Origin of the sequence: Jeotgalibacillus soli (genome assembly GCF_000829435.1) — a bacterium.
Lineage (GTDB): Bacteria > Bacillota > Bacilli > Bacillales > Jeotgalibacillaceae > Jeotgalibacillus > Jeotgalibacillus soli.
This window is the reverse complement of the sequence record NZ_JXRP01000017.1, coordinates 202690-229164: the sequence shown is the minus strand read 5'-3', so window position 1 is coordinate 229164 and position 26475 is coordinate 202690. Positions and strand designations below refer to the sequence as shown.

Below are 26475 nucleotides of genomic sequence, written 5' to 3'. Positions count from 1 at the left end.
ATAGAGCTATTTTCATCAACATCTCTATTACACATTATTAATGATTTTTCACAAAAAGAAAAAGACTACCCTACTGCAGCCTTTGGCAATTTCAGCTATTTATTCTCTGATTTAAGTGCATCAATGTGTTGTTTAGCCTCTAGTAATGATAGTCCTAAAGCGACTCTCGCCTCTTTAACTGCTTTAACATCCTTGCCTTCTTTTAAAAGTTTTCTCAATTCATTATTTATCGCTTCAGGAACTTCCGCTTCACTAGATATATTAACTAACTTATTTTTCATGTATTTGATATGCTCTTCAAGTCTAGTAACCTTAAAAAGCAAATAAATTACTATGACTATCAATACAATGTCTATGAAAGTATTTTCCATCTTAATCCTCCTCTATTAGTCGAGATACAGCATCTCCATCATTTAGTCGCAGTTCATTCAACAATTAGTCCTTAAACAAATTGGTAAATCCTGATAATCTAAGCGTATCATACATGATATTGATTGAAAACTGAAAAAATTTGTTATCACATTATCATTGATTAATCTAACATCCATAATAAAAAGGATATTTTTGAATATTTATAATATCAGCATGGTTGATGAACTAAAATACACTATAAGCTCATCTACCTATAAATATTTAGCTATGTATGTCAGACACTCAAGAAAGGGGCATATCAAAAAGACCATTCTTTTTATTAATTGGAGGTAAGGAAATGGAAGAACAGACTAATAATCATGATTACGTTGTGTCTTCCAGGGAGTCACAGGCCTTATCAAGAATTACTTCAATGGGAAATGGATTGGTATATTACTAATGATCGGCGGGACGCTTGCGGCGATTTTTGGACTTTTTGCTTTTGTAGTTGATGCCATTCCCGGAGTGATCCAATTTTATTTAGGCTACCTATTATACAAAGCGGCGGACTACGCGGGATCTGCCAAAGATGGCAACCGGGAAGCAGATTTATTGACGAAAGAAACGTTTGGATAATATCACCTGTTTCAATTCATCCTTCTCGCAGCAGCAATCCTCCTCGGACTTATCAGTATACTCGTATACAGTGTTATCTTCTTTACCCTGACGAATATTTTTCGTGAAACTCTTCTTTACAACAACTGCTTTTGTTGATGAAATGAAAAACGGTCAGGAATTTAAGTATTTCACCTTAAATTCCTGACCGTTTGTTTTTGATTAGGTTTGACGCTGCTTGCTAGGCGGCGACCATTTCATTACTTTATTCAGGATTTTATAAATATTTTTGGATTCTTTTGTTAAAATGGGCCCGAGAATTGCGAGAATTAATACATAAACAGCTGCGAATGGCTGCAGGACACTCATCAGACCACCTGTAAGTGCAAGATTCGCCATGATGATAGAGAATTCTCCACGAGATACAATGGTTAAACCAATATTGGTTGATGCCTTATGAGAAAGTCCCGCTCTTCTGCCGGCAATCATACCAGCCGTGAAGTTCCCAATTATGGTAATGACTACAGCACCCAAAGCCATCCAAACCGCTCCCGTCAGCGACAGAGGATCGATGCTTAAACCGAAACTAAAAAAGAAGATGGCGCCGAAAAAATCTCTGAATGGAATGACAAGCTTCTCTATTCTGCTGCCTTGTTCCGTTTCACTAAACACAAGCCCGAGCAGAAGTGCTCCAATTGCTTCAGCAACGTGAATGGTTTCTGAAAAGCCTGCTATAAAGAAAAGAGCTGCAAAGACCACAAGAATAAACGTTTCATCGGATGTAATTTTGAGCAGCTTATTCAAAATCGGAGTAGCTTTTCTAGCGATTGCAAGGAAAAGAAGCATGTAACCTAATGCAGTAAGCATTGATAATAAAATTCCCCCTAATGAAGAGGAATCACCTAAAATTAAGCCAGAGATAACAGATAAATAAACAGCCAGGAAAATATCCTCAAACATGATAATGCCTAATATTAATTCAGTTTCTGCATTTCCCGTTCTTCTTAAGTCAACTAAAACCTTAGCAACAATCGCACTAGAAGATATGGTAATAATACCTGTAATGATTAATACTTCCTGAATAGGAAAGTCTAAAATTAATGCATATAAAAAGCCTAGCGAGAAGTTAATGGCAATATAGATAGTTCCGCCAGTAACAATGGACTTGCCGGACTTTATCAACTTCCCTACTGAAAATTCCAATCCCAGGTAAAATAATAAAAACAATACACCGATTCTTCCAAGAAGATCAATGAAAGGTTCACTATTAATAAAAGTCAGGTCAATAACGCCAAAGGTTGGGGCATGAGGACCAACCACCATCCCCAGCACGATTAGAAAAGGGATAATTGAAAAATTTAATTTAGATGCTAGAATTGCTGTTCCAGCAATGAGTACCAGAGCGGTACCAATCTCTAATATCAAATGCTCCAATCGCTTAGCCCCCTTTCTTTGACAACAATTCAGTAATGATCCTTTTTATATCCTTTCTTTCACCAGATATAACCATTACATCCCCTGCTTCAATTTTTGAATCAGGCCCTGGGCTTAATAATTTTTTCTTGTCTTTTTTAATTATAGCAATGACGTTGATACTGTAATTATTTCGAATATCGATTTCACCGATTAAACGATCAACAACAGCTGTACCATCTTCTATTTTATGCCACTCGATAATCAAGTCATCAAATGCTATTTCTACTGATTCTAACGCTGTTGGCTTGTATACCATTCCCCCTAGAATGGCAGCTATTTGTCTTGATTCATTGTCATTGAATGACACTCCAGAAATGCTTTCCTCATAATCATCATCATCAAAATGATAAATTTCTCGGCGGCCATTTTCATGAATGATAATAACCACTTTATCCTCGTTCGCGTTAATGATTTCAAATTTCCTTCCAATTCCAGGCAATTCCGATTCTTTAATTTCCATTCTATTTATCCCCCTAAGGATTATTATTTGTCCTTCTAACTTTCGCTATTATTTCTTTAAATTTATGATCACTGATAATGTCTTGAATTTCATGTAAGGAGGCCAAGTCAGCTTTAGTCATGATAATAAAACCATTTTCTTCTATGAAAGCAATTTGATCACCATCGCGAAGCATTAACCGCTGTCTGATTTTCTTAGGAATGGTTACCTGGCCTTTCGTGCTGATCGTTGAAATGTCCACTTGAAACACCTCCCAATAATTGAATGTAAAGAATATTAAACATTCCTTCTTTTCCTTACTTTCTTTACATTTCTCTCTAACTTTATAATCTTTACCGCGTTTTATCAACCCTTTATATCATTCTTAGATGGTAAATGCTTTAACAAGGCTGTCCCCATTTTGATTAAATCATGATCCGATAGAAATAAATACTTCAAAAAAAATAGCAGATGAACTGATGCTTTAATGAAATAAAAATAATAAATGAACACCATGATATCACAGTGTTATTAATACTTATTGCACAGAAAACAAATCTTCACCCAGAAGAACATTGTCTTTATAGATTCTAAAAATATAGTCCCCTGTAACACCAGGATTATAGATTTCAACCATCAATGAGTTCCATGAAGGGTTTACAATTTCTTCCCAAGCACCGATAACGATAATTTCTTCTGTATCACTAATCGTCTAAACTACTACAATATCCAAAGAAGTGGAGCCAAAGGTCTCTGCTGAGAATCGTTCGATAATAACCCTATCATCAAGAGTAAAGGAATTTGTTTTAACTGTAATTTCATTTATATTCCCTTCATTGCCAAAGATCAGTTCACCACCGTCTAAAGTTTCCTCCATTGCTTCTGTTACTTCCTCTGCTATTTCCGACGCTGTATCTTCTGCTGCTTTCTCTGATTCCTTCCTCGTTGACTCCTCTGGACTGCACCCGCTAATGAGTAAAAAAGCAGTAAAAATAAACCCCAATAAGTAACGTTTTACCCCCCATCCTCTCCACTCGTGTGTCTTGTTCTAATAACGGCTAACAGCGCATCTAAACCATTTAAAAAATACAAAAAGTGAGTTTGATCACCTTGTCTTACATCTTATAATTATATCTTTGTCTGTGTTCCACCTCAGAAATAATCTCCATAATATACAAATAAGATGATTACTTAATCATAGGAGTGATAAAGCATGAATATGTATTTTAAAGGCAGCTTAGAAATTGATAAAAATGAATTGGTGGACTACACGCTTATTGGGGATGGAAAAGATGGAGAGGTTTATCAGCTAACTTCTGATAAATGCGTAAAATATTTTTTCAAGAAAGAAACACAACAAAAAGAACTAGAAGCACTGCAAGCAGGTCAAGAATCTCCAGTTATTCCACACCTTTATGAATATGGAGAGAACTATATCGTTATGGAGTATATTAGAGGAATTTCACTAGCTAGACTTTTAAAAAGAGAACGGAAGCTATCAGAAGAATTAGCCGAAAAAATTTTACTTATGCTGGATGATCTATCAAAAATAGGTTTCACCCGAAAAGATGCTGAAATACGCCATATTTTAATTAATGAAGAAGGGAATTTAAAGGTCATTGATCATAAAAGAGCCTTTACCTCTAGATCTTCTTCTCCGACAAAGCTATTAAAAGGACTAAAAAAATTCGGAGTATCAGATGAATTTTTGATGCATGTTAAAAACCTTCGTCCCTCCACATATACTGCATGGAAAAAAAATGAGTAATAACAGGACTAAAATTAGGAAAAAAAGGACTTCTTCCTCCGCTTATATCGGTTTCGTCTTTCACCTGCTGGACATATTGTAATGATAATTCATTAAATTATAGGGGTGAAAGGAATGAGATTGTGTGTGTTAGTCAGAATGAGCAACTCTTCTGCATGTAAAGGGTTATGGAAGGCAGATCATCATGTCACTAGAATTAAAAGGATCGATTCATTTGAATGCTGAACTTATGTTTCCCTATCCTTATATAATAGAAGCATTGGATAAATATTATAAAGTTAAAACCTCAAAATCGAAAAAGCAATCAGCAGATAAAGATGAAAAGAAAAAAACAGCTAAAAATACAAAGAAAAAAAAGCTATCCGTATTAATCGCCACATTTTGGGATTATCCACATACAGGTGGCTTGTCTAATTATATTACCTCGCTTAGTGATGGTTTAAAAAAACAAGGTCATAAAGTTTCCATTATCTCTCCAAATCAATTTTCAAGTACAACAGTAGCAGCACTTCGCAAAGCTGTTGTTCCAGAAATAAAGGATTTTTTCACAGAACGCTACGGAACCTGTAATAGCAAGATTTTGCAAAGCACGAGACTTCTCTATATTTATGAAGAGTTGGTCAAAAACATGAATTTAGAAAAATATGACATATTTATTGCACAGGACTTGTTTACAGCCAATATTTTAGGAAGACTGAATCAAAGCTATAATAAACCTCTAATTTTCACACCGCATGGAATGTTTACCTTCAGCCGATTGAAATTTAACCGGATTGATAAAGGCTCCGTTGAAGAAGTGTATTATAAGCAAATGGAAGCAAAGGCCATTGAATTTGCAAGCCACCTCATTATTCTTAGTGATTCATTCCGGGCTCCTCTAAAAGAGTTAGGAGCAGTGAATGATAAGATGACAACGATTACAACCGGTATCGAATATAAGAGCAAGTCCTCTAAGAAGGCTATGGCCGACAAAAAAAAGCTTGTCATTACGATTGTCGCCAGGCTACGTCCAAGAAAAGGACATCATGATTTATTTAACGCGTTATCTGAAATTGAACATTACACAAAAAATATAGATGTGCTGATTGTTGGTGATGGTGAGATGAGGACAGCATTAGAGGAGCAAGCCAATTCATTAAAACTATCTATGATCAAATTTTTAGGTACCAGAGAAGATGTACCTGATATTTTAAGCACCACAGATCTCTTTGTACTCCCCACATTAAATGATAACCTACCCATTTCAATTATTGAAGCCATGCATAGCGGAACAGCTGTCATTTCAACAAACTGCGGCGGAATACCAGAAATCATAAAGCATATGGATACTGGTATGATCATCGAGCCTGGTCACACTGCTGAATTAGCAAATGCTTTAAAATTATTAATCTCAGATAAAGAATTAAGAGAGACGCTAGGAACAAATGCTAAGGCTTTTGCTCAGCAACACTTAACAAGGGATGCTATGATATCAAAGATGGAGCAGAAATATTTCAACTTATTAGGGATGGGGGATGGATCTAATGAAGCATGATCATCCTGCTGTTGTCCTTGATTTTAGTGCGAATGGAGTTGGTATCATTCGCAGCCTAGCCAAAAAAGGAATCGACGTTTATGCATATGATACGGAGAATCCGTATAAAATTGGAAGGTCCAGGCTCGCTACATGCGGAATATGTCCAAGTCCCTTAACACAAGAAAAGGAACTGCTCCGTTTTTTAATTCATTTAGCCAAAAGCTTTCATGTAAAGCCCGTATTATACGCAGGTGCCGATGATTATGTTGTCTTTATATCAAAGAACAGAGAGAAGCTATCTCACCACTATTTATTCCTTTTTCCAGATCATTCTTTAATTGAGACGGTTCTCGATAAAAATAAAACATATGATTTGGCCATCAAGCACCATATTCCATGCCCCAAAACCTATAAGATAGAAAATGAAGAGCAGCTTAATGAGACGATTTCACTGCTTGAATTCCCCTGTATCCTTAAGCCTGTCTTTGGCCATGAATTCAGAAAAAATGTCAATACAAAAGCCATTCGTATTCAAAATGCTGAAGAATTAAAAAACAAATATCCTTACTACCGAGAATATGGCCAGCTAATCATTCAAGAAATAATTCCTGGCGACAACCAAGCCTTTTATAAAGTAGCAACCTTTTACGATGATAACATGAAGCTGCTTGCCTTATTTTCTCTTCAAAAAAACCATCAATTTCCTGCTGAATTTGGCACCGGTGCCCACATTGTAAGTAAACAGGTACCTGAGCTCATTGAGCTGTGCGTGCCGTTCTTGAAAGATATCCATTTAAAAGGAATCGGGATGGCTGAATTCAAGAAGGATCCTCGGGATGGCATTTATAAATTTATTGAAATCAACCCTCGCTTTTGGCTTACACATAGCTTAACCGGAGCAGCAGGCATTGATTTTGTACACATGTATTATTTGTATTTAACTAATCAAAACCCTGCGCCTCGTCTTAAACAAATCGACGGAGTAAAATGGATTTATATTGTACGTTATTATTTAACCTTTCTTGAAAAGAGAAAACAAGGGCTAATGACGTTTGGGGAATTTTGCAGAGGTTTTAAAGGAAAGAAAGAATATGCGCTCTTCGCTTGGAATGATCCAATGCCATTTATTCGAAGTACATGGTCACATCTTAAAAATGCCTATAAAAACAAGAGGAAGGAATGAATGCTGTGTATGAACCGAAGGTATTATACGACAAATTTCAGAAGCATAAAATTGACGAAAAGCTTTCCATATCAATTGGTTCATCCGTTGTCATTGATCCTTCAAAAATTGAGTGCTTGAAATCAACGAAAAGAAGCAGTATTTATAAACTTTTTCTTCGAACCAAACACGATCAATATCCTATTATTTTTAAAATATATAACTCATCCAGCTATAAAAACAATGTTGAGATTAACGTCTATAAAAAAGCCTCTAGCATTTTGCGTGAATTCCTGCCACAGATTTATCTTATAGAAGAAAACACGATTGAAACATGGGTCTTCATGGAATTTGTTCATCAAATCCGAGGACAGCTTACTTTTACTCCAAAGCATTTCGACTACATCATCCCTACATTAGCGAAACTCCACGCTGAAACATTTGAAGATAATTTCACAAAAAACAAAGAGATTTGGAAGGATTGGCTCCCGCAGTATAATTCCAAAGGTATGAGTGCCGAACGATCGAAATATATTGAAAAAACGCTGATTTTCCTTGATGATGCCGTTACCGATAAGCGTGTTCGGGATATTGTAAAGCCTCATTATAGACCGTTAGTAAAAGCTTATCAAAATGGACCAGATTTTTTTCCAGAGTTAGTCGTAAACGGCTCATCTATTACTCACGGCGATCTTCATATGCAAAATATATGCTGTCGGGATGTCACATCAAACGCTCCATGGAATATTCAATTCATTGATTGGGAATCAGCAAAATTAGCACCTGTATGGATTGATATGATTGTGTTAGTTGAAATTCTTATCGCGTTTAGAAAAGATTGGCAAAGTCAGGGAGATGAAATTCGCAGCCACACGACAGAGCTATATGCAAAAGAAATGAATAAATATGGAATAATGTTTAAGACCCCTCCTCTTGATCTATACAAAATGGCATACCTTCAACGAACATTAGAAAAAGGACTGCACACACAGCTCCGAAGGTTATTCGATAATCGCGGCGGCGAACTACTGCCCTATCATCTTGAAAAAATATCTACCTGGGGCAAGGAATTAGGTATTTACAAATAGAAGCAACCCCATTCACCTTCTGTATTAAAGGAGATGATTGGGGTATTTTCTATAACCTCAGTTTAATCACACTAAGTTTAGATAAAATTTAATAGTATGATGACAAAATACCTTGATCATAATTTGAATCTGTTCTTACTTGATAGAAGAAATTAGATTTAAGAATGTGGTAAAAGCGGCATAATCATGTGTTAATAGAAATCATTTTAATCTTTTATTGTACAGCCTTCTAGAAACATATTTAACTACAACGATATTAAAAAAGCATCAGTCCGATAGAGAACTAGGACTGATGCTTTAGACTGGGGTGATCCCTTATTCTCGAATTTGTCCATTGCCATATATAAAGTACTTGCTTGATGTTAGGGCCGGTAAGCCCATTGGTCCTCTTGCATGGAGTTTTTGTGTACTAATTCCAATTTCTGCTCCATAGCCGAATTCAAACCCATCTGTAAATCTTGTAGAAGCATTATGATAAACAGCGGCAGCGTCTACCTTTGATAGAAATAGAGTAGCATGGTCTTCATTTTGCGTAATAATGGCTTCAGAATGCTTTGTTCCATATTGATTAATATGCAGAACGGCTTCTTCTACATCCTTTAGGACTTTAATGCTTACAGTAAGCGCTAAATATTCTTCATACCAATCATCCTCTGTTGCAGGCCTCGCTTTTTGAAAAACACTGCAAACCGTTTCATCTCCTACAATTTCAACCGCTTTGTGATCCAGCTCTTGCAAAAGCTTTTCACCGTTTTCTGCAAACCATTTCTCGTGAACTAAGATCGTTTCAAGCGCATTGCATACAGATGGTCGCTGTGTTTTCCCATTTATAGCAATCGATGCAGCCATTTCTGGTTCACCAGTCTCATCTATAAACAAATGGCAATTACCTGCTCCCGTTTCCAAAACCGGTACAGTCGATTCTCTTACGACCGTGTCAATCAGGTTTTTTCCTCCTCTTGGGATCAGAACGTCTAGATATTGATTTAGATGAAATAGCTCTTTTGCTGTTTCTCTGCTTGTGTCTTCAATGAGCTGAACGGAATCAAGAGGAATATTCGTCTGCTCAAGAGCCTTGTGAATCGACTTAACAAGCGCCTTATTGGAATAACTGGCAGAGGAGCTTCCTCTTAAAATGACTGCGTTGCCCGTTTTTAGGGATAGTGTTGCTGCATCGATGGTAACGTTCGGTCTTGCCTCATAAATCATACCAATCACACCGATTGGAACTCTCTTTTTATGAATAAAAAGCCCATTTTTCTTTTCGATTTTTTCAATCGTTTCACCAATTGGGTCTTGTATGTCAATTAAGAATTTTATTGCTGCTGCCATATCCTCAATCCGTTTTTCAGTTAATAGCATACGGTCCAGGATGGATTCGGACAGCCCTCTTTCTCTTCCATCGCTAATGTCTTTTTTGTTCTCAGCAAGAATATAATCCTGATCCGTTAAAAGCTGCTCTGCAATTTTCTTAAGTGCTTTATTTTTTTCTTCTGTGCTGACTCCAATTAGCTTAAAGCTTGCCTCTTTTGCCGCCTTGCCTTTTCTCACCACTTCATTCATCTAATTCCCCTCCATTTATTATGCCTTTACCCATGTATCACGATGAATCACGACAATGGGTGCTAACGCAAATTCTTCACTTACTTCATCACTACGCTTACCCATCACTCTTTTTAGTTCATCAATTGAGTAGAGAACCTCACCTTTTCCAAGTAATCCATTTGATCCAAATACTTCAACCACGTCTCCCTTTACAAAAGCACCTGACACGTCAGAAATTCCTGCTGGCAATAAGCTTCTGCCATTCGAGACGAGCGCGGTTTCAGCTCCCTGATCGACAAAAATTTTCCCGGATACGGATGAATGGTGAGCAATCCATTGCTTGCTGTTATTAATGGATAAGAGTGCATCGCTCCCAATATAGGTACCGTCTCCATCCCCTTCTAGAATGGCGATTAACTTTCTGTCGCCTTGTCCTTGACCGATAAACACCTTCGTTCCTAGAGACAGCGCCGTTCTCGCTGCAATTAGTTTCGACTTCATACCCCCGGTGCCTACATTTGACCCTGCTTCCTCCGCTCCAGCCATCATCTCCTCCGTTATTTCAACCAGGTGATCAAATTTTTGTGCGAATGGATTTTCTCTTGGGTTTGAATCGTAAAGACCGTTAATATCCGTTAAGATGATTAGCTGATCGGCTTGTACAAGCCCTCCTACCAAAGCAGAAAGCATGTCATTGTCACCAAAGGTCAATTCCTCAACGGAAACCGTATCGTTTTCGTTTATAATCGGCAGTATTCCTCGTTCCAATAATTCCATAATGGTGGCATAAGCATTTTTATAGCGTTTCTTTTTTGAGAAATCGTTTCTCGTCAGTAAAATCTGTGCCGGTACGATCTCAAATTGACCAAGCTGTTCCATATATGACTGTATTAATAAACTTTGACCTACAGCAGCTGCGGCCTGCTTCCCTTTCAGCGTTACAGGTCTTGAAGGATAGCCAAGCTGCCTAAAGCCTGCCGCCACAGCACCCGAGGACACCAGTAATACCTCGTGCCCTTCCTTGCGAAGAGCTGCAACAGCTTTAATATGATCAGAAAATTTTTCCTGATCGATTTCTCCTCTTCTATTCGTTAAGGAGCTGCTACCGATTTTGACAACGATCCTTTTTTTCTTCATTGTAGTTTCCTCCATTGTCACCCTATAGAAATTCCAAGCTTCTATCTAATAAATAATGCATGGTTTAATAATAACGCTATGTTAAAGATCTGTTGATTTTTGCACGATGTTGATTGGAGTAAGGCGGGAGACCCACAGGCGCATCGCGCCGAGGAGCGTCGAACCGCCCGCGGAAAGCGAACGCCTGAAGCGGAAATCAACCGGCAAGTTTAGCAGAGCCAATAATAAAAAAAGCCCTTCTCATCCCTGTAAAAGGACGAAAAGAGCTAACGCTTCCGTGGTACCACCTTAATTGGATGTATCGAAACATCCCGCTTTTTTTGATAACGCTAGTGTTAGCGCCTATGTTTTAAGCATAGGACTCTGAAGGCAGGTTCTGCGGCTTTACTGTGGCGAAGCCTTCCAGCTTATAAACCTCGCTCTCTTTCACTTAAAGGTCCGCGTACTAGTCCATCATTACCGTTCATATATTTTTATATATTATGCAGAGTAAACGATTATATGTCAAGAATGATTTTTCGGCTGCAATGATCTTTTCACGTGAAAATCCTTAAAAAATTTCCTCCCTCTATCTTTTCAATGTCTTCATCGCTATATCCTCTACTGATCAAGCCTTCTATTACCTTCATAAAATTTTGATGACCATCTACGACATCAAAGGCCTTGCGGGGCATTTTTGCTAGATCCTCAGGCGATATATACTTGTAGAAATCATTGCATAAATCCAATCCAATACCAACGTAATCAATGCCTACCAGCTTAACCATATGATCAATATGATGAAGAAGCTGCTCTAAATGGCTGTCTTCATCTTTTTCTGCAACAATCGTGCTGACAGCATTAACGCCAATTACGCCGCCTCTTGATGCAATGGCCTTTATTTGTTCATCGGTTAAATTTCTCAGCGTAGGCGAAAGCTTTCGCGCATTGGAATGAGAAGCAATAAAAGGCTTCTTTGAGATTTCCATCACATCCCAAAATCCTTCATCATTCAAATGAGACACATCAATCGTCATCCCAAGCTTCTGAGCCTCTTCTATTAGCTCCACACCAAAAGGAGTAATTCCTCCTTTTTTCCCTTCACATATAGGACCAAAATGACTGCCATCCCCTACTGCATTTCTTCTGCTCCAAACCAATCCAAGATTTCGCACACCTAATTCAAAGAACACGCGTAAAAGAGTTAAATCCTCCCCAATCGGTTCTGCTCCTTCAAGAGATAATAAAAAACCGATTTTCCCTTGTTTTTTTGCTGCTACCATTTCTTCACTATTTCTGCAAATCACCAATTTATCCGGTGATTCTCCTGCTTCCTCATAAAGACAGCTTACTTGATTAAGTGCCTTACGAAGTGCCATTTCCGGTAAAAAGCGGCTATCGAGAAAAACAGACGCAATAATGGCATCAACTCCTCCTTCTATAAAGCGAGGCCAATAATCAGTTTCTATTACTTTGGTTCTTCCTTTTTCCCGTTGAAAAGACACATCCATTAACAAATCAAAATGAGCATCAATCTTCAGTGAATGTAGTTTTATCGTTTCTACACGTGTCATGAAACAGCCCTCCTATGTATGGTGTCTTCACTATACTAAAGAAAAAGATATAATTATGTAAATTATTTGAATATGACCAACATGAAAGAGGCGAATCTCAGAAGATTACAATATTCCTTGAGTAATCGCCCCCTTTATTACTATTCATCTGCCTCAGAAATTCGTCGTTCCTTCCTATTAAAAAGCGGATTTTATTACTTGCCCGATAAGCTCTCAATTATTTTCTGCTTCCACCTATGCTTAACTGACGGAATGCTGCAGAAATCTATTTTCAATCTGTTTTACGATTTCTTTTCCAATTTCAATTGAAGCTGTTGCTGCAGGCGATGGAGCGTTCAATACATGGATAGAGCGTTTCCCAGGAATGATGAAGAAATCGTCAACAAGCGATCCGTCATTCCTCAACGCTTGTGCACGGACACCAGCAGGACCAGGAATGATATCATCCTCTTTAATATCAGGCATTAATTTTTGAGCGTTCTGGATAAAATGTTTTTTTGAAAAAGAACGCACCATTTCATCCATGCCTTCTTTCATATACTGGCCAGCCAGCTTCCAAAAGCCTTTATAATAGAGTACCTCCATCAAATCGACCAAATTAATATCGGTTTTTGTATAGCCTTCTCTCTTAAAGCTTAAGACTGCATTAGGACCAACATCAACCTTCCCATCAATCATTCTTGTAAAATGCACGCCTAAAAATGGAAAATTCGGGTTAGGAACAGGATAGATTAAATTTTTCACTAGCTCTTTTTTCTCATCCTTTAGCATATAGTATTCCCCTCTAAAAGGAACAATCTTAACATCTGTTTTAATTTTCGCGAGCTTAGCAATCCGATCAGACTGGAGACCCGCACAGTTAATATAGTAGGAGCCTTTAAGTGTTCCCTGTGAAGTGTCAATGACAACTTCATTGGCCGATTCATGAATAGCCGTTACTTTATGATTCAGCAGGATTTCACCGCCATTTTGAATAATAAGCTCTTTCATCTTTTCTGCTACCTGCTTATAATTTACGATTCCGGCCATCGGTACGTGAATAGCTTTCAAACCGTTAACATGAGGCTCTATCTCTTTTAATTCTGCTTGATCAATTAAACGAATATCAAGTCCGTTTTCTATGCCGCGATGATATAGGTTATCCAGAAGCGGCAATTCTTCATTTTCACTTGCAACAATGACTTTTCCACAAATATCTACTTCAAGACCATGTTCAAGGCAAAACGCTCTCATTGATTCACTGCCCTTTTTAGCTAGCCGTGCTTTAGAACTGCCTGGTTTGTAATAAATGCCCGAGTGAATGACACCGCTATTATGGCCTGTTTGATGCGCAGCCACATGGTTTTCCTTTTCTAAAATGGCAATTTTCACATTTTGATTTTGTTTATATAAAGCCAATCCAACGGAAAGACCCACTATTCCTCCACCAATAATAATGTAATCATACATAAATCATTCCTTCTTCCTTTAGACGGCTTCGATCCCACACGCTTCAGCTAAAAGCTCCACGATGTGGACAACTCTAATTTTCTTTTCAAGACCTTCGCGTTTAACTCCAAGGCACATTTGCAGATGACAGCCTGGGTTGGATGTCACAATAACCGCAGGTCTTACAGTGTGAACATGCTTCATTTTTTCATCAAGAATATCCATTGATTCCTCGTAATGGACAATATTGTAGATACCCGCCGATCCGCAGCACATATCTGCCTGTGGAAGCGGAAGATATGTAAGACCAGGGATGGATGTAATCAATTTTACTGGATCATCTTTTACCTTTTGTACATTTAATAGATGACAGGACGGCTGATACGTTACCACTTTATTGATTTCTTTTTCAAAGGAAATCCCGAGGCTACTTAATATAACACTTATATCAATATTTTTTTTCGCGAATTTTTCAGCTCTCTCGACCCATTGAGGTTCATTTTCCAATAGTTTGTCATACTCAACCAGCATGGCACCGCAACCGCCGATGCTGTTAACCACATAGTCATACTCTGCCTGTTCAAATGCTGTAATATTTTCCTTCGCAAGCTTTTTCGTAAAGCTTTTATCTCCACTATGATGCTGCAATGCTCCGCAGCAAGTTTGTTCTTTAATAATCGTTACATGACACCCGGCATGCTCCAATAGCCTAATGCTTAAATCGTTAATTTTCGCAAAAAATACATCCATCACACAGCCGGTAAAAAAAGCTACATTTAATTTTGCTTTTTTCGGTAAAATCGTATTTTGTCTGACTTTTCTTTTTGGAGGCTGAACGACCGGAGTAATTTCTTCAAATGCACGCAGCCGCTCAGGAAGAACACGCAGTAAGCCAGACTTCCTTGCCAATTTATTTAGTTTCGTTTTTTGATAGATTCCAAGCGTTCGCACAGCTGCTTTTTGCCAGAACTTATTTGGCAGTGCGTTTTGCAAAGCGAGTTTTTCGATAAATGGTGACTGGTTACTTTCTGATTTCGCCACTTTGAACGATTCAAGAATTTTTCCGTATTGTACATTTGTAGGACAAGCAGTTTCACAGGCTCTACAGCCTAGACAAAGATCTAGAGAGTCAGAAATTTCATCAAGGGAGATTTTTCCTTCAGCTGCTAATTTCACTAAATTGATGCGTCCTCTGGGAGAGTGGCGCTCCTTTCCCATCGTGAGATACGTGGGGCAAGCAGGAAGACAATATCCGCATTGAACACAGTCAAACGTTTCCTTATACGCAAGCTGACTAGTCATTTACTAACACAAGCCTTTGTCCCTTTACAGGAAAAATCTTCCCAGGGTTTAGTATATTATTAGGATCCCATGCCGTTTTCATGCGTTTCATCATTTCCACTCCAATTTCACCAAGCTCCATTTCCATAAACGGTGCTTTCATAGTTCCAATTCCATGTTCACCGGAAAGGGTGCCCCCTAGTTCGATCGCAGTTGCAAAGATTTCCTCCACAGCCTTTTCAACCCGCTTCATTTCTTCTTTATCCTGAATATTTGTAATAATATTGGGATGCAGATTCCCGTCGCCAGCATGACCAAATACGACCAAGTCTACTTGATATTTTTTCTTGATCTCCTGTAAACGTTTAAACATTTCAGGAATTTTACTTCTTGGGATTGTAGCATCCTCTGATATCTTAGTTGGTTTTGTCCTGACAATGGCGGGAGATACGAGCTTCCTTGCTCTCCACAGCTCTGCAGCAGCATGATCATTCTTTGCGATAACAACCTTGCGTGCACCTAAATCCAGGCAAACCTGCTTTACTTTTTCGCTCTCATCTTCAATAGCAAGCGGGTGACCATCCAATTCAATAAGGATAATCGCATCGACATCCACCGGGAGACCCACCGGCTCGTATGCTTCCACTGCAGCAATAGATGCTTGATCCATAATCTCCATTTTAGAAGGCATAATCCCTGAAGTCAGTACGGAGGAAATGGCGCGCCCAGCATCCACAATATCTGCAAAAATCACCATTAAGGTTTTGGATGCTTGTGGTCTTGGAATAAGCTGCAGCGTTGCTTCTGTTATAATCCCAAGGGTTCCTTCCGCTCCTACGATCAGTTTCGTAAGGTCATATCCGGTTACATTTTTTATCGTTCGCCCGCCCGTTCTTATAATTTCTCCTTCGGCAGTAACAATTTCCAAACCAAGTACATAATCTTTCGTCACGCCATATTTTAAACCGCGTGGGCCTCCAGCATTTTCTGCTAAATTACCTCCTATTGTCGACACATGCGAGCTGCTTGGATCAGGTGGATACATAAGACCATGTTTTTTTGCTTCCTTGTCAATATTCGCTGTGATGACCCCGGGAGACACAATGGCAACTGTGTCTTCAGGATCAACAATAAGCAATTGATTCCACTGTGAAAAATCAAGAACAATGCCGCCATGAACAGGTAGTGGACCTCCACTTAAACTAGTGCCAGCTCCCCTAGGATAGATGGGGATTTTATATTCATTTGCAAGCTTTACGATTCCTGCTACTTCACCTGCAGATAATGGCTGCAGCACGAGTTCAGGGAAATAAGTCCCGAAGGAAGCATCAAAAGAGTAGGAAACAAGATCTGCTTTTTCCGTTAAGATTCTGCTTTCAGACTCCATTATTTTCTTCAGTTGGTTGACAATTTGTTCCGTTACCATCATGATGCCACCCCTTTTCATTTTTGATGAAGTAATTTTAGCTTCTTCTCTACATTTTCAAGATGGGTTCTCATCGCAAGTTCTGCCTCTTTTCCATCCCTTCTCTTAATCGCTAAAAAAATATTTTCATGCTCCTGAAATACTTGCTCACGTTTATCAGGAAAACCGACATTTTTTGCCAATGTAAAGGAAATCGTTTTGCGATAAAGCTCATCGATATTTTCCATCACCTGAATAAGAAATTTATTCTTTGTAGCATTCATTATATGTTTATGAAAATTAACATCCGCTTGAGCTCCGACAGCCTCCATGTTGATGAGCGTTACTTGAAAATCATTAAGTGCTTTTTCAATTTCCCTTAGATCGTTAGCATCATGCCGCAAGGCTGCAAGGGATGCTGCTTTTGTTTCAATAATAATCCGCATTTCAAGCACTTCATAAATCTGTTCAACTGGAATCACCTCAAACGGCAAAGTTTCCAGCATACTCGCGAGCCGAACCTCTCTTACAAAGCTTCTTCCCCCTTGACGCGATTCAATAATACCACTCGCTGCCAAAACACTTAGAGCCTCCCGAACCGGTGCACGGCTCACCCCGAACATCGTTGCCAGTTCATTTTCGGATGGAAACGGCTGCTCGGATGAGAATTTATTTTCTTTAATCAACTCTTTCAATTGCTCTAAAATCTGAGCAGATATCTTTTTTCGCTCGATTTTCATTCATAACAAACTCCTTATACACTTATTTCAACAGTACTTCTTCTCCTTACCCTTACAAGATGAGCTAGTACGACAACTGTACAGATCGCAAGGCCTGTAAGGTCAGTAACTAAGCCTGGTTTAATCAATAATAATGCACCAGAAAATAAAAGGACTCGTTCCACAATGTTCAACTTTGCATTTAAGTAGTTCGCTAACGAGCTTGCTAGTGCATAGATTCCAATCGTACTCGTAATCACAACAAGACCGATAGACATAATAGACAATGTTTCTCCTTCTCCTGGCTGAAGTACGATGATTGGATTATAGGCAATCATAAATGGGATGATAAAACCCGGCAGCGCAAGTCTAAGCGCCTCCCAAGATGTTTGCATCGCATTTGCACCTGCAAGCCCGGCAGCCGTATACGCTGCCAATGCTACCGGTGGAGTAATATTTGACATAGCCCCAAACCAAAATACGAAAAAGTGAGCAGCAATTGGGTTCACCCCAGCCGCAACGAGAGCCGGCGCTGCTGTAACGGCTACAACAATATAGAGAGCAGTCGAAGGCAATCCCATACTAAGGACTATACAGGTAATCATAACTACTACTAAAATCAGCCACAGCATACCGCCCGTCATTTCCACGATATTAAAGGCAAGTGTCGATCCTGCACCTGTCATGGTCACGACACAGATGATAATACCTATTGCAGCACAGGCAATACCTACTTGAATGGTTCCTTTTCCGCCTTCCACAAAGGCCTCAATGACCTTTGTAAAGGTGATTCGTGTTGATTTATCCTTTGTCAGCCAGCTCGAAACAATGACAGCTCCTATCCCGGCAAAACCGGCAAATAATGCGGTATAACCAATTAGCAGTGTTGTAATAACCACAAGGATCGGAATAAGTAACATGCCACGCTCCTTTAAAACCTTTGCGACATCCGGGATATTTTCCTTACTGATCCCCTTAAGTCCTAGTTTTTTTGCTTCGAGGTCAATCGCAAAGATAAGCGCAATATAATAGAGAAAACTCGGAATGATCGCAGCTAATATAATCGTAGTATACGAGACACCAAGGAACCCAGCCATAATGAAGGCCGCGGCACCCATAATTGGCGGCATAATCATTCCTCCAGTTGAGGCTGCTGCTTCAACTGCACCTGCAAACTTTGGCTTAAGTCCGATCGATTTCATTAAAGGAATGGTAAATGCACCTGTTGTTGCAACATTGGCTACTGCACTGCCGCTTAACGAGCCTGTCAGTGCACTTGAAAGGACAGCTACTTGTGCAGGACCGCCTCGTTTTCGTCCTGCAATGGCAAGAGCCAGATCATTAAAAAGCTGTGTAGCTCCGCTGACAGACAGAAATGCACCAAACAATATAAACATCACAATAAATGTGGAGGCGGTTGAAAGTGTAAGACCTAAAATCCCTTCTGTTGTCATATATAGACGATACAAAAGACGTTCCAAGGAAAACCCTGCATGACCGAAAATCCAAGGAAAGTACATACCAAACAAGGCAAATATAATGGAACCGCCGCACAATATAGGTATAAATAATCCTATTGCACGTCTAGCAGCTTCAAGTAAAACAATCATTGTGATCCCTGCAAAAATATAATCTGGCAGAATGGCTTGTGATCCTCTATCAACATGAATCGTTGTATAGTTAAAAAGAAGATATCCAAGTCCCGCTATAGAAAGTGCCACGAATAAATAGTCAAGTGTTGTGAAACGATGTTTGTCTGATGTTTTACTAGCTGGATATAACAAAAAAGTTAAAACTAATAAGAATCCAAGGAAAATTAAATTTCTGTAAATCTCCTGAATATTGGATAAACCATTTGTGTATATAGCAAAGATAGATAGTAAAACAGCAATCGTTCCCGCAATTTTTCGATAGGAGCCGGTAAGAGACCGCATGCCTCCTCCTGCTTCTTTATCCAGTGCTAGTGAATCGTTTTGATCGTATTCAGCTGCTTTCGTCATTTAAATCCCTCCTTGTTTTGTTTTACTTTGCTTCAGGTGGTATTAAATTTTCTGGAATATCCAGTCCGGCTTCTTTAAAATACTTGTACGCTCCGGCATGCAGCGGAACTGTTACGCCGTCTAAGGCGGTCTCTAAGGTCATTTCTTTTGCCGAACTATGAACCTCATACATTTCATCAAGATTTTCATATAGTGATTTCGTTAAGAGATAAATTGTTTCTTCATCCATCTTACTCGTTGTAGAAAGCAAGTTTGGCTGGGCTATGGTCTGAATATCATTCTCGACACGGGGATACGTTCCCCCTGGTATCGTATATCTGTACCAACTATTTGACACTGTATTAATCGCTTCCAGCTGTTCATCGGTTACTTCCAGAACAGTAGCCTGTACATTACTCGCATACATGTCAATGATCGCTGAGATAGGAATTCCCGCAGGTAATGAACCTCCGTCCAATCTTCCATCACGCATCGCAGAAACTGTATCACTGTACCCTAAATACTCAGGAGAAATATCTGCTTTTGTCATTTCAAGACCTTCCATCATGACGACAGTAGATTGTTCTGTACCGCTTGCCTGTGGACCAACTGAAAATCTCATTCCATTAATATCTTCAATCGTACCTGTTTCAATTTTATTATTCATAAGAACAAAGTGTTCAACGTTTGGCCAAAGCATAGATATTGTGCGCAAATCTTCATAACGTTTTCCTTCAAATGAGCCATTTCCATCATAAGCCTGGGTAGAAATTAACCCTTGTAAGATGGCAAGATGAGCCTCGCCTTCCCTTAATAATTCGATGTTTTCAATGGAGCCTGCTGAAGATTGACCACTCGCTTGAATTTTTTCTTCTTTTAAGTATGTACTCCAAATGTTCGCCATCCCAACGCCAATTGGATAGTACGTTCCCCCTGTGGACGCAGTGGCAACAGAAACAAATTGTTTTTCTTTATTTTCTGCTGCTGCACGCACCCCTACAATTGTAACAAATATAAGTGCTAGTATTGACATGATGATTTTCCACTTTCGATTAATCACAAACATTCACCCCTTCGTAAAATGTAAGCGCTTTATACAACTTGTAATACAAGTATACAATATCACAAGATTTGTTCAACAAAAATTCATAATATTTTAAAAAAATTTCAGAAGTCTCATTTAACAGAAAAAACCTTCTCCAAACAATTGAAAGACTGCCGAGAAATTCCGGCAGTCTTTCTAATACCTTTCTTACAGCATTTCTATTTGCTTTAATTCCTTCTGCATTTCACTTAGCTGTTCTTGCTCTGCTAAAGTTGAATTCGCAAACGCGGATGAAAGACTGTTTTTAGCTCTTGCTATATCATGCTCTTTTTGACTGGTGATCGCTTGGTTTACAAACCCTCTTGCTTCTTGGAATAATTTGTTTTTCATTTAAAACCCTCCAAGAGTAGTATCCTCAATTACACCTGAATTGCTTCTTAATTTTAAGGCTTCTGCTTCGGCGAGCGTCATGTGGTAAGGGATTTTTGAATCATGCCTTGAAACCGAATCTTTACTTTGCTGAGTAAAACGCTTCGATTTGTTTCTTTTCCCCATAATAAATCCCTCCGAAGTTTAAGCTGATTAACACAGCAATACCAGCTGTGTCTTTCTTATTGTGGCTTTATTTTTTTATTGTATGAGGGTAATTTTTGGAGGCAAAGAGAGCTCTCTTTTTACAGAGAGAATGAATACTAATCATAAATACCCGAATTTAGTAAAGGATAAATTACCTAGGATTAAGAACTTGAAAAATGTCCATTATAATAAGGCAAGGAACGAAATAACTCCAAATGGGGTGTTGGCTTTGGACGTACATCGAACTGACCCAGAACGGGATTCTCAATGTCAATTCATTATCATGTAAATGAGGTGTTTGTCGGAGAGCAGGTACATGTCGTATAAACCATATTCGATCTTCTTGCAAGGTAACGGTGCGCCAATGGCGTACCGTTATTATTTTTAGCATTAAAATTTCATGTATATAAAAAATCCCATCTCCAAATGGTTCAGGAGATGGGAAAATCGTTAATTTGTTGTTGTAATACGGCCTTCCACAGGTGGAATTGGCTGGCCCGAATTTAAGGCCTCAATTAAAATTGAGCTTAACAATTCTCCACTGTCAAATGCAATTTTATCACTGCTAAACATACTATAGCCATCTCCGCCAACGGCTATAAAATCATTGGTTGCAACAGAATAAGACGCTGCAGGATCAAGTGCTTGTCCACCAATATATACTTCTTGTATACGGGATCCTGAAGGTGCTGCAGGATTAAACGTAAAGGTCAATCCTGATACATGAAGGAATCCGCCATTTTCAGCGGGATATAATCGAACCGAGTGCTCTAGTGCTTGTTTAATCGCTGCACCGTCAACATTTAGCTGAACCAGCGTATTGATGAAAGGCAATACCTGTTCTACATCTCCGCGAGTAACATCACCCGCATCAATGCTTGCTCGAATACCACCGCCATTAGTAAAAGCAATATCTGCATCCAACGATGTACGCATGGCATCCGCAATCAGGTTACCGAGGTTTGTTTCCTGTGTACGCACAAATCGCCGATCCCCTTCCAGCTTAACAGGCGTAGAACCAATTACTTGACCTAATAATTCATCAACTCGATCTTCGTAAACCTTAATAAGTGAAACGATGTCGTTATCTTCCTGCTTGTCTTCACTGTCACGGTAAAGGAATCCGTTTACTCCAATTAACTCATCTTTATAGAAGACAAGATTTGTATGACCGAGTGCTTTTCCATATTCAAACGCTTGCGTTATATATGCTTGTGTATATATAACAGGTGTTTCAATGGTATCGTGACTGTGGCCGCCAAACACAACGTCCACCCCTTCTACAAGATCTGCGATGTTTTCATCTGTCTCAAGACCAGAATGTGATATGACAATAATATGATCAACGTCATCTTTAATCTCATCGACAATCTCTTGTGTCATAGCTACCTCATCCTCAAACGTAATCCCTTCAATGTTTTTCGGACTTGTTTTTACTGCTGTATCTGTAGCTGTCATTCCAATAACGCCAAATGTTTTGTCATCGCGTTCAATAATGGTGTAGCCATTAAGAAATGCCTGGCCGTTTTTTAATATATTCCCTGATACAACGGGAAAATCCATTTGATCAATCGCTTCCAGCAAACGGTCCTGACCATAGTTAAAATCATGGTTTCCTGGAACCATCGCGTCATACTCAAGTTCATTTAACACATCAATGGCAGGCTGCCCCTGAGAAAGATTAACAACAGGTGTTCCATGTAAGGTATCGCCCATATCAAAAAGCATCATATCATCATTTTCTTCACGGACATTATCAATAATGCTGCTAATTTTCCCAAAGCCTAGTTCACCATTATTGGCATTATGAACAATTCGGCCATGCAAGTCATTCGTGTGGATCACTGGCAAAAACTCGATATTTTTTTCAAAGCGCTTCATTAACTCGCGCAATTCTTTTTGTGTCAATAGCTTATTCGGTTTCGCTGTTTTATCTTTTTCGCCAACGATTAAGCCAAATTCAATGGCAGCAGCGATTTCAGAAGTAGTTTCTTTTGAAAAAGTACGATGATCTTTAAATTTCTTCAAATTTTTACTTGGGTATTCATCTCGCAGATTGAGGGAACGGATCAGAAACACATAAGCTTGTTCACGGGTGATTTTTTCATTAGGCATGAAAGAAACAGAGGCATTATCTTCAATAATCCCAGTTCTGTGCGCCGCCTCTATAAAGGGTGCTTGTTCGACAGAAACATCCTCAAAAGGAAGATCCTCCGGTGATTGAAGATCAATGCCCAGTGTCATGACCAATTCTTCCACAAACTGAGCTCGGGTCACATTGGTGTTATCATTTTTCTTTTTATGAGCCAAAGCTTGGTCAGCAACTCCGAAAGAAGAAAATACTAAAGCCAGCATAATGGAAAACATAACTATTATTCTTGCATTTTTCAAAGAAACTCCTCCTATATTTGTAGTATTCTTTCAATTCGATCATAAGTCCAAAAACTAATCCTATCAATATATGTAGAGCATGTTCGACCTAAACACCTATATAAATAAACCAAAATGACTATGGTTATTTTATAAAAGACTTTCATGCGCAAATAGCATAATTTCTCCCTACAATAAAAAAACTCAATCCCTGAAAAGGAATTGAGTCTAATCTAGTGCGGCTCCTATCGTTCAATACGTTTTTGAATCATTTATAAAATACTTTGTCTATATTATATTTGGCCTGAAGCGTGTTAATTATATAGGTCTCATAGATTTCTCGATCCATCGGTTCTTCTACAATAGAGACATCTATTCTGTATACTTCATCACGATAATTTTTGATCGGTGATACAGTATCCTCAAAATGCTTTTTAATTCTCTGTCTTAGCTTTCTTGCTTTTCCAACGAAGAGCAGCTCATCGTTGATATTGTAAAACATAAAAATGCCGCCTTTATCCCTTGGAATTTCATGAAAATCAATAAAGCCATGAATCGCTTTGATTTCTGGTTCGTTTCCGTTTGGGGCTTGCGTACGCTCTGTAATGCTCATATCAACTGCAGGGATTTTGATGTTTATCAATTAAGTCACGTCCTCTTTTTGTGTAAAAATAAATGGTATCACAAGTAAGGAAGAAAATCCATTAGGCATAGATAGATCGAACCGTTTGATCATCATTATTTATTTAATTGCAATTACCCCTGCTATTCAAAATTGAATAGCAGGGGTAATTTATTTCTTATGTGTATACGGCTCACCTTCGGATACAGGCAAGTCCCCATAAGTGGTCATAATACCTTCTTCATCTAATAAATCCTCATATCTCTCGTGCTGCTTATTAGGATAAATGGTGACATTTTCACCATTGATGTCTACTCCCACAAAATTTTCATAATCCTCGACGTACCCAAGGTTTTCTTCGTATTCGACATACATATTGTCATATTCAGCTGGAGGATTATAAAAATCAGAGGGAGACTCCGAAGTTCCATACCTCGCTACATCCTGCCATGAATCCTCTGCATCGTAGGCTACATTTTCATTTTTCGTATCCATGTCAAATCTGCCAAAAGGAGGTGTCAATATGCTTTCTTCTATAGGCCTATTTCTGGATATCACCTGGTCAGGGGTATGCTTAATGCAGTATAAGGCTGTTGGCAGGGCTTCTAAACGTTCAAGCGGAATGAATTCTGAGCATGTAGCACATTGTCCGTACGTTCCATTTTCAATGGCCTCTAATGCTTGGTTAATCGCTTTCAATTCAAATCTGTCATGTTCATTCAGCGCGATATCTTTTTCCCGTTCATAAAGCTCTGTACCTATATCCCCAGGGTGATTATCATAAACAGACAGCTCCCTTGTTGAATCAGACAGGCTTCTTTGCAGCTGGAAATGATCATTATGCTCAAACTGTATTTCGAGCTCTTTTTTTCTCTCCATTAACTGTGAATGAAGCATGGAAATTTGTGCATCTGTCAGCATCTATCAATCAGTCCTTTCCCTTGCGTTTTTATTTCTTCCATTACGAATGGTCAAGTTCAAAAACTCATCATTAGATTTTCCAAAAAATCAAATTTAACTCATGTGTAAGAACATATTATTTATGAAAATAAAAACGCTTGCATAAGGAAGTGCTGACAGGCAAACGGGAGTGATTAATTCCTACTATAATGTACATGCTACTTTTATGAGCTAAAAATCCGAGAAGAATTTCACCCTGGAATCTTATAAATGCTCCGTTACTCACAATTCATTTTAACCGCTCCAGCTACATCATAAAGACTTACATCAATTTCTGTTTCCATTCCTAATGCCATCTTCGCGAGTTCTGCACCAAGATAAGGTCCAACGGTTAATCCTGAAGCGCCAAGACCATTAGCGACCAGCAATCCTTCAACCGTCGGCACCTTCCCGATTACAGGGAGAAAGCCTGGAGTGAATGGACGAAACCCTACCTTCGTTTCCAGCATCGTACTATCAGCTAGTCCAGGAGCAATGGACAAGGCTTTATCGAAAATTTCATGCAGTCCCCCTGCAGTCACCCGGGAATCAAAACCGGTATTGTCTTCATGTGTTGCTCCGACCACCACTTTGCCTTCTTCAAAAGAAAGAATGTACTGATCATTGGGCGGCATGACAACAGGCCAATCGCTTGTTTCTGCTCCCTCCACATGAAGATGAACAATTTGTGCTTTTTGCATCGTGACAAGAAAACTGATCCCTAGCGGCAGAAGCAATTCATTGGCCCACGCTCCTGCCGTGACAATAACTTGATCAGAAAAAAATTGTTCATTCTCTGTCTTAACCCCTGTTATTTTGTTTCCTTCTTTTATTAAAACTGCCTCTCCATGTACAAACACCGCCCCATGTTTTTGAGCAGTTTGAATGAGTGATTGTCGAAGTGCTTTTCCACTAACACGAGCTGCACCACTTATATGCAAAGAACTGAATTCATCAGATAATAGCGGAAATAGCTTTTTCGTTTCGGCCGGATTCAAGCGTGTAATTTCACCAATTTCCGGTGCATCCTCACGTCTATTCTTTGCTCTTACCTCCATTTGATCCAGCTTTTTCTCATCTGTATGAAGACTAATGGCCCCAACCTTTTTATACCCTGTTGCTGTTTCCCCATCCGCTGCTAATTGTTGAATTAATTCAGCATAATATCTCGCTCCGCACTTCGCGAGACTATACCAAGCCTTATTCCGCCTCTGTGATAGCCACGGACATACAATCCCCGCTGCAGCATCTGTCGCCTGACCAGGATCATTACGATCAACCAGCATAACCTTTGCTCCTGCTTTTGCAAGATGATAAGCTGTCGATGCCCCTAGGATACCCGCTCCTACTACAATATATGATTTCATTTAAAACACCTTTTCTTTCTCAGTCTTATGTGTATTCTCTATTCTACAAGACACTCAATCACCAGCTTAGGCTCACAAGTGTTGATTTACATTG

25 protein-coding genes are annotated in these 26475 nt (G+C 39.0%); 5 read left to right on the top strand and 20 right to left on the bottom strand.

Annotated features, from left to right (window positions below; all coding sequences use genetic code 11):
* Window positions 1-95 precede the first annotated feature (95 nt).
* The gene (locus KP78_RS10155; protein WP_041088599.1) at window positions 96-371 is read right to left on the bottom strand and encodes a hypothetical protein; all 276 of its coding nucleotides are present in this window, start codon (window positions 369-371) and stop codon (window positions 96-98) included.
* A gap of 439 nt (window positions 372-810) precedes the next feature.
* Here KP78_RS10155 and KP78_RS20075 point away from each other — a divergent pair, with 439 nt between their 5' ends.
* Entirely contained in the window at window positions 811-987 is a 177-nt protein-coding gene (locus tag KP78_RS20075) for a hypothetical protein (RefSeq protein WP_157841485.1), read from the top strand.
* Between the two features lie 201 nt (window positions 988-1188).
* On the opposite strand, the gene KP78_RS10150 is transcribed toward KP78_RS20075, so the two are convergent.
* The 4 genes from KP78_RS10150 to KP78_RS10135 all read right to left on the bottom strand — a co-directional run bounded on the left by KP78_RS10150 (window position 1189) and on the right by KP78_RS10135 (window position 3884).
* Window positions 1189-2400: a cation:proton antiporter gene (locus KP78_RS10150; RefSeq protein WP_041088597.1), complete on the bottom strand. Its 1212-nt coding sequence runs from the start codon at window positions 2398-2400 to the stop codon at window positions 1189-1191.
* Window positions 2401-2404: 4 nt separating this feature from the next.
* Window positions 2405-2902, bottom strand: a complete 498-nt coding sequence (locus KP78_RS10145; protein WP_041088595.1) for a cation:proton antiporter regulatory subunit — start codon at window positions 2900-2902, stop codon at window positions 2405-2407.
* 13 nt (window positions 2903-2915) lie between these two features.
* The gene (locus tag KP78_RS10140; RefSeq protein WP_041088593.1) at window positions 2916-3143 is read right to left on the bottom strand and encodes an AbrB/MazE/SpoVT family DNA-binding domain-containing protein; all 228 of its coding nucleotides are present in this window, start codon (window positions 3141-3143) and stop codon (window positions 2916-2918) included.
* A gap of 450 nt (window positions 3144-3593) precedes the next feature.
* Window positions 3594-3884, bottom strand: coding sequence for a hypothetical protein (locus KP78_RS10135; protein ID WP_041088591.1), 291 nt, complete (start codon window positions 3882-3884; stop codon window positions 3594-3596).
* A gap of 210 nt (window positions 3885-4094) precedes the next feature.
* Between KP78_RS10135 and KP78_RS10130 the strand changes: the two genes are divergently transcribed.
* The 4 genes from KP78_RS10130 to KP78_RS10115 all read left to right on the top strand — a co-directional run bounded on the left by KP78_RS10130 (window position 4095) and on the right by KP78_RS10115 (window position 8415).
* Window positions 4095-4649: an RIO1 family regulatory kinase/ATPase domain-containing protein gene (locus KP78_RS10130; RefSeq protein ID WP_041088589.1), complete on the top strand. Its 555-nt coding sequence runs from the start codon at window positions 4095-4097 to the stop codon at window positions 4647-4649.
* A gap of 229 nt (window positions 4650-4878) precedes the next feature.
* Entirely contained in the window at window positions 4879-6183 is a 1305-nt protein-coding gene (locus KP78_RS10125; RefSeq protein ID WP_041088720.1) for a glycosyltransferase family 4 protein, read from the top strand.
* Complete coding sequence (locus KP78_RS10120; RefSeq protein ID WP_041088587.1) at window positions 6173-7348, top strand: carboxylate--amine ligase; 1176 nt, start codon at window positions 6173-6175, stop codon at window positions 7346-7348. Before KP78_RS10125 ends, KP78_RS10120 begins: the two co-directional genes overlap by 11 nt.
* 5 nt (window positions 7349-7353) lie before the next feature.
* On the top strand, window positions 7354-8415 hold the full coding sequence (locus KP78_RS10115) for an oxidoreductase family protein (RefSeq protein ID WP_041088719.1): 1062 nt from the start codon (window positions 7354-7356) through the stop codon (window positions 8413-8415).
* 315 nt (window positions 8416-8730) lie between these two features.
* Here KP78_RS10115 and KP78_RS10110 read toward each other — a convergent pair whose 3' ends face one another.
* The 15 genes from KP78_RS10110 to KP78_RS10045 all read right to left on the bottom strand — a co-directional run bounded on the left by KP78_RS10110 (window position 8731) and on the right by KP78_RS10045 (window position 26381).
* Window positions 8731-9978 (bottom strand): glutamate-5-semialdehyde dehydrogenase, encoded by a 1248-nt coding sequence (locus KP78_RS10110; RefSeq protein WP_041088585.1) that lies wholly within the window; start codon window positions 9976-9978, stop codon window positions 8731-8733.
* Between the two features lie 18 nt (window positions 9979-9996).
* On the bottom strand, window positions 9997-11097 hold the full coding sequence (gene proB / locus KP78_RS10105) for a glutamate 5-kinase (protein ID WP_041088584.1): 1101 nt from the start codon (window positions 11095-11097) through the stop codon (window positions 9997-9999).
* A 536-nt stretch (window positions 11098-11633) separates the two neighbouring features.
* Window positions 11634-12650 carry a dipeptidase gene (locus tag KP78_RS10100; RefSeq protein WP_041088582.1) on the bottom strand — a complete coding sequence of 339 codons (1017 nt, stop codon included), beginning with the start codon at window positions 12648-12650 and terminating at the stop codon, window positions 11634-11636.
* Window positions 12651-12890: 240 nt separating this feature from the next.
* On the bottom strand, window positions 12891-14099 hold the full coding sequence (lhgO, locus tag KP78_RS10095) for an L-2-hydroxyglutarate oxidase (protein WP_041088580.1): 1209 nt from the start codon (window positions 14097-14099) through the stop codon (window positions 12891-12893).
* An 18-nt stretch (window positions 14100-14117) separates the two neighbouring features.
* Window positions 14118-15380: a (Fe-S)-binding protein gene (locus KP78_RS10090; RefSeq protein ID WP_041088578.1), complete on the bottom strand. Its 1263-nt coding sequence runs from the start codon at window positions 15378-15380 to the stop codon at window positions 14118-14120.
* Entirely contained in the window at window positions 15373-16785 is a 1413-nt protein-coding gene (locus tag KP78_RS10085; RefSeq protein WP_041088718.1) for an FAD-binding oxidoreductase, read from the bottom strand. The genes KP78_RS10090 and KP78_RS10085 overlap by 8 nt, the downstream gene beginning before the upstream one ends.
* Before the next feature lie 17 nt (window positions 16786-16802).
* On the bottom strand, window positions 16803-17504 hold the full coding sequence (locus tag KP78_RS10080) for a FadR/GntR family transcriptional regulator (RefSeq protein ID WP_041088576.1): 702 nt from the start codon (window positions 17502-17504) through the stop codon (window positions 16803-16805).
* Window positions 17505-17518: 14 nt separating this feature from the next.
* Window positions 17519-19483 carry a TRAP transporter permease gene (locus tag KP78_RS10075; RefSeq protein WP_041088574.1) on the bottom strand — a complete coding sequence of 655 codons (1965 nt, stop codon included), beginning with the start codon at window positions 19481-19483 and terminating at the stop codon, window positions 17519-17521.
* A 22-nt stretch (window positions 19484-19505) separates the two neighbouring features.
* A complete protein-coding gene (locus tag KP78_RS10070; protein WP_200889223.1) occupies window positions 19506-20528 on the bottom strand; it encodes a TAXI family TRAP transporter solute-binding subunit in 1023 nt (340 codons plus the stop codon).
* A 186-nt stretch (window positions 20529-20714) separates the two neighbouring features.
* Complete coding sequence (locus KP78_RS10065) at window positions 20715-20897, bottom strand: DUF3813 domain-containing protein (RefSeq protein WP_041088569.1); 183 nt, start codon at window positions 20895-20897, stop codon at window positions 20715-20717.
* On the bottom strand, window positions 20898-21062 hold the full coding sequence (locus KP78_RS20305; protein WP_162835590.1) for a hypothetical protein: 165 nt from the start codon (window positions 21060-21062) through the stop codon (window positions 20898-20900).
* A gap of 471 nt (window positions 21063-21533) precedes the next feature.
* The gene (locus KP78_RS10060; protein ID WP_041088567.1) at window positions 21534-23474 is read right to left on the bottom strand and encodes a 5'-nucleotidase C-terminal domain-containing protein; all 1941 of its coding nucleotides are present in this window, start codon (window positions 23472-23474) and stop codon (window positions 21534-21536) included.
* A gap of 247 nt (window positions 23475-23721) precedes the next feature.
* Complete coding sequence (locus KP78_RS10055; RefSeq protein WP_041088565.1) at window positions 23722-24096, bottom strand: nucleotide excision repair endonuclease; 375 nt, start codon at window positions 24094-24096, stop codon at window positions 23722-23724.
* Window positions 24097-24246: 150 nt separating this feature from the next.
* Window positions 24247-24996: a TraR/DksA C4-type zinc finger protein gene (locus KP78_RS10050; protein WP_041088563.1), complete on the bottom strand. Its 750-nt coding sequence runs from the start codon at window positions 24994-24996 to the stop codon at window positions 24247-24249.
* 257 nt (window positions 24997-25253) lie between these two features.
* Window positions 25254-26381: an NAD(P)/FAD-dependent oxidoreductase gene (locus KP78_RS10045; protein ID WP_041088561.1), complete on the bottom strand. Its 1128-nt coding sequence runs from the start codon at window positions 26379-26381 to the stop codon at window positions 25254-25256.
* Window positions 26382-26475: the final 94 nt, after the last annotated feature.

Bases quoted from the DNA above. Each gene is read 5' to 3' on its own strand.
- KP78_RS10155 (WP_041088599.1), bottom strand. From the start codon at position 371: ATGGAAAATACTTTCATAGACATTGTATTGATAGTCATAGTAATTTAT.
- KP78_RS20075 (WP_157841485.1), top strand. From the start codon at position 811: ATGATCGGCGGGACGCTTGCGGCGATTTTTGGACTTTTTGCTTTTGTA.
- KP78_RS10145 (WP_041088595.1), bottom strand. From the start codon at position 2,902: ATGGAAATTAAAGAATCGGAATTGCCTGGAATTGGAAGGAAATTTGAA.
- KP78_RS10130 (WP_041088589.1), top strand. From the start codon at position 4,095: ATGAATATGTATTTTAAAGGCAGCTTAGAAATTGATAAAAATGAATTG.
- KP78_RS10125 (WP_041088720.1), top strand. From the start codon at position 4,879: ATGTTTCCCTATCCTTATATAATAGAAGCATTGGATAAATATTATAAA.
- KP78_RS10120 (WP_041088587.1), top strand. From the start codon at position 6,173: ATGAAGCATGATCATCCTGCTGTTGTCCTTGATTTTAGTGCGAATGGA.
- KP78_RS10110 (WP_041088585.1), bottom strand. From the start codon at position 9,978: ATGAATGAAGTGGTGAGAAAAGGCAAGGCGGCAAAAGAGGCAAGCTTT.
- proB (WP_041088584.1), bottom strand. From the start codon at position 11,097: ATGAAGAAAAAAAGGATCGTTGTCAAAATCGGTAGCAGCTCCTTAACG.
- KP78_RS10100 (WP_041088582.1), bottom strand. From the start codon at position 12,650: ATGACACGTGTAGAAACGATAAAACTACATTCACTGAAGATTGATGCT.
- lhgO (WP_041088580.1), bottom strand. From the start codon at position 14,099: ATGTATGATTACATTATTATTGGTGGAGGAATAGTGGGTCTTTCCGTT.
- KP78_RS10090 (WP_041088578.1), bottom strand. From the start codon at position 15,380: ATGACTAGTCAGCTTGCGTATAAGGAAACGTTTGACTGTGTTCAATGC.
- KP78_RS10085 (WP_041088718.1), bottom strand. From the start codon at position 16,785: ATGGTAACGGAACAAATTGTCAACCAACTGAAGAAAATAATGGAGTCT.
- KP78_RS10080 (WP_041088576.1), bottom strand. From the start codon at position 17,504: ATGAAAATCGAGCGAAAAAAGATATCTGCTCAGATTTTAGAGCAATTG.
- KP78_RS10075 (WP_041088574.1), bottom strand. From the start codon at position 19,483: ATGACGAAAGCAGCTGAATACGATCAAAACGATTCACTAGCACTGGAT.
- KP78_RS10070 (WP_200889223.1), bottom strand. From the start codon at position 20,528: ATGTTTGTGATTAATCGAAAGTGGAAAATCATCATGTCAATACTAGCA.
- KP78_RS10065 (WP_041088569.1), bottom strand. From the start codon at position 20,897: ATGAAAAACAAATTATTCCAAGAAGCAAGAGGGTTTGTAAACCAAGCG.
- KP78_RS20305 (WP_162835590.1), bottom strand. From the start codon at position 21,062: ATGGGGAAAAGAAACAAATCGAAGCGTTTTACTCAGCAAAGTAAAGAT.
- KP78_RS10050 (WP_041088563.1), bottom strand. From the start codon at position 24,996: ATGCTGACAGATGCACAAATTTCCATGCTTCATTCACAGTTAATGGAG.
- KP78_RS10045 (WP_041088561.1), bottom strand. From the start codon at position 26,381: ATGAAATCATATATTGTAGTAGGAGCGGGTATCCTAGGGGCATCGACA.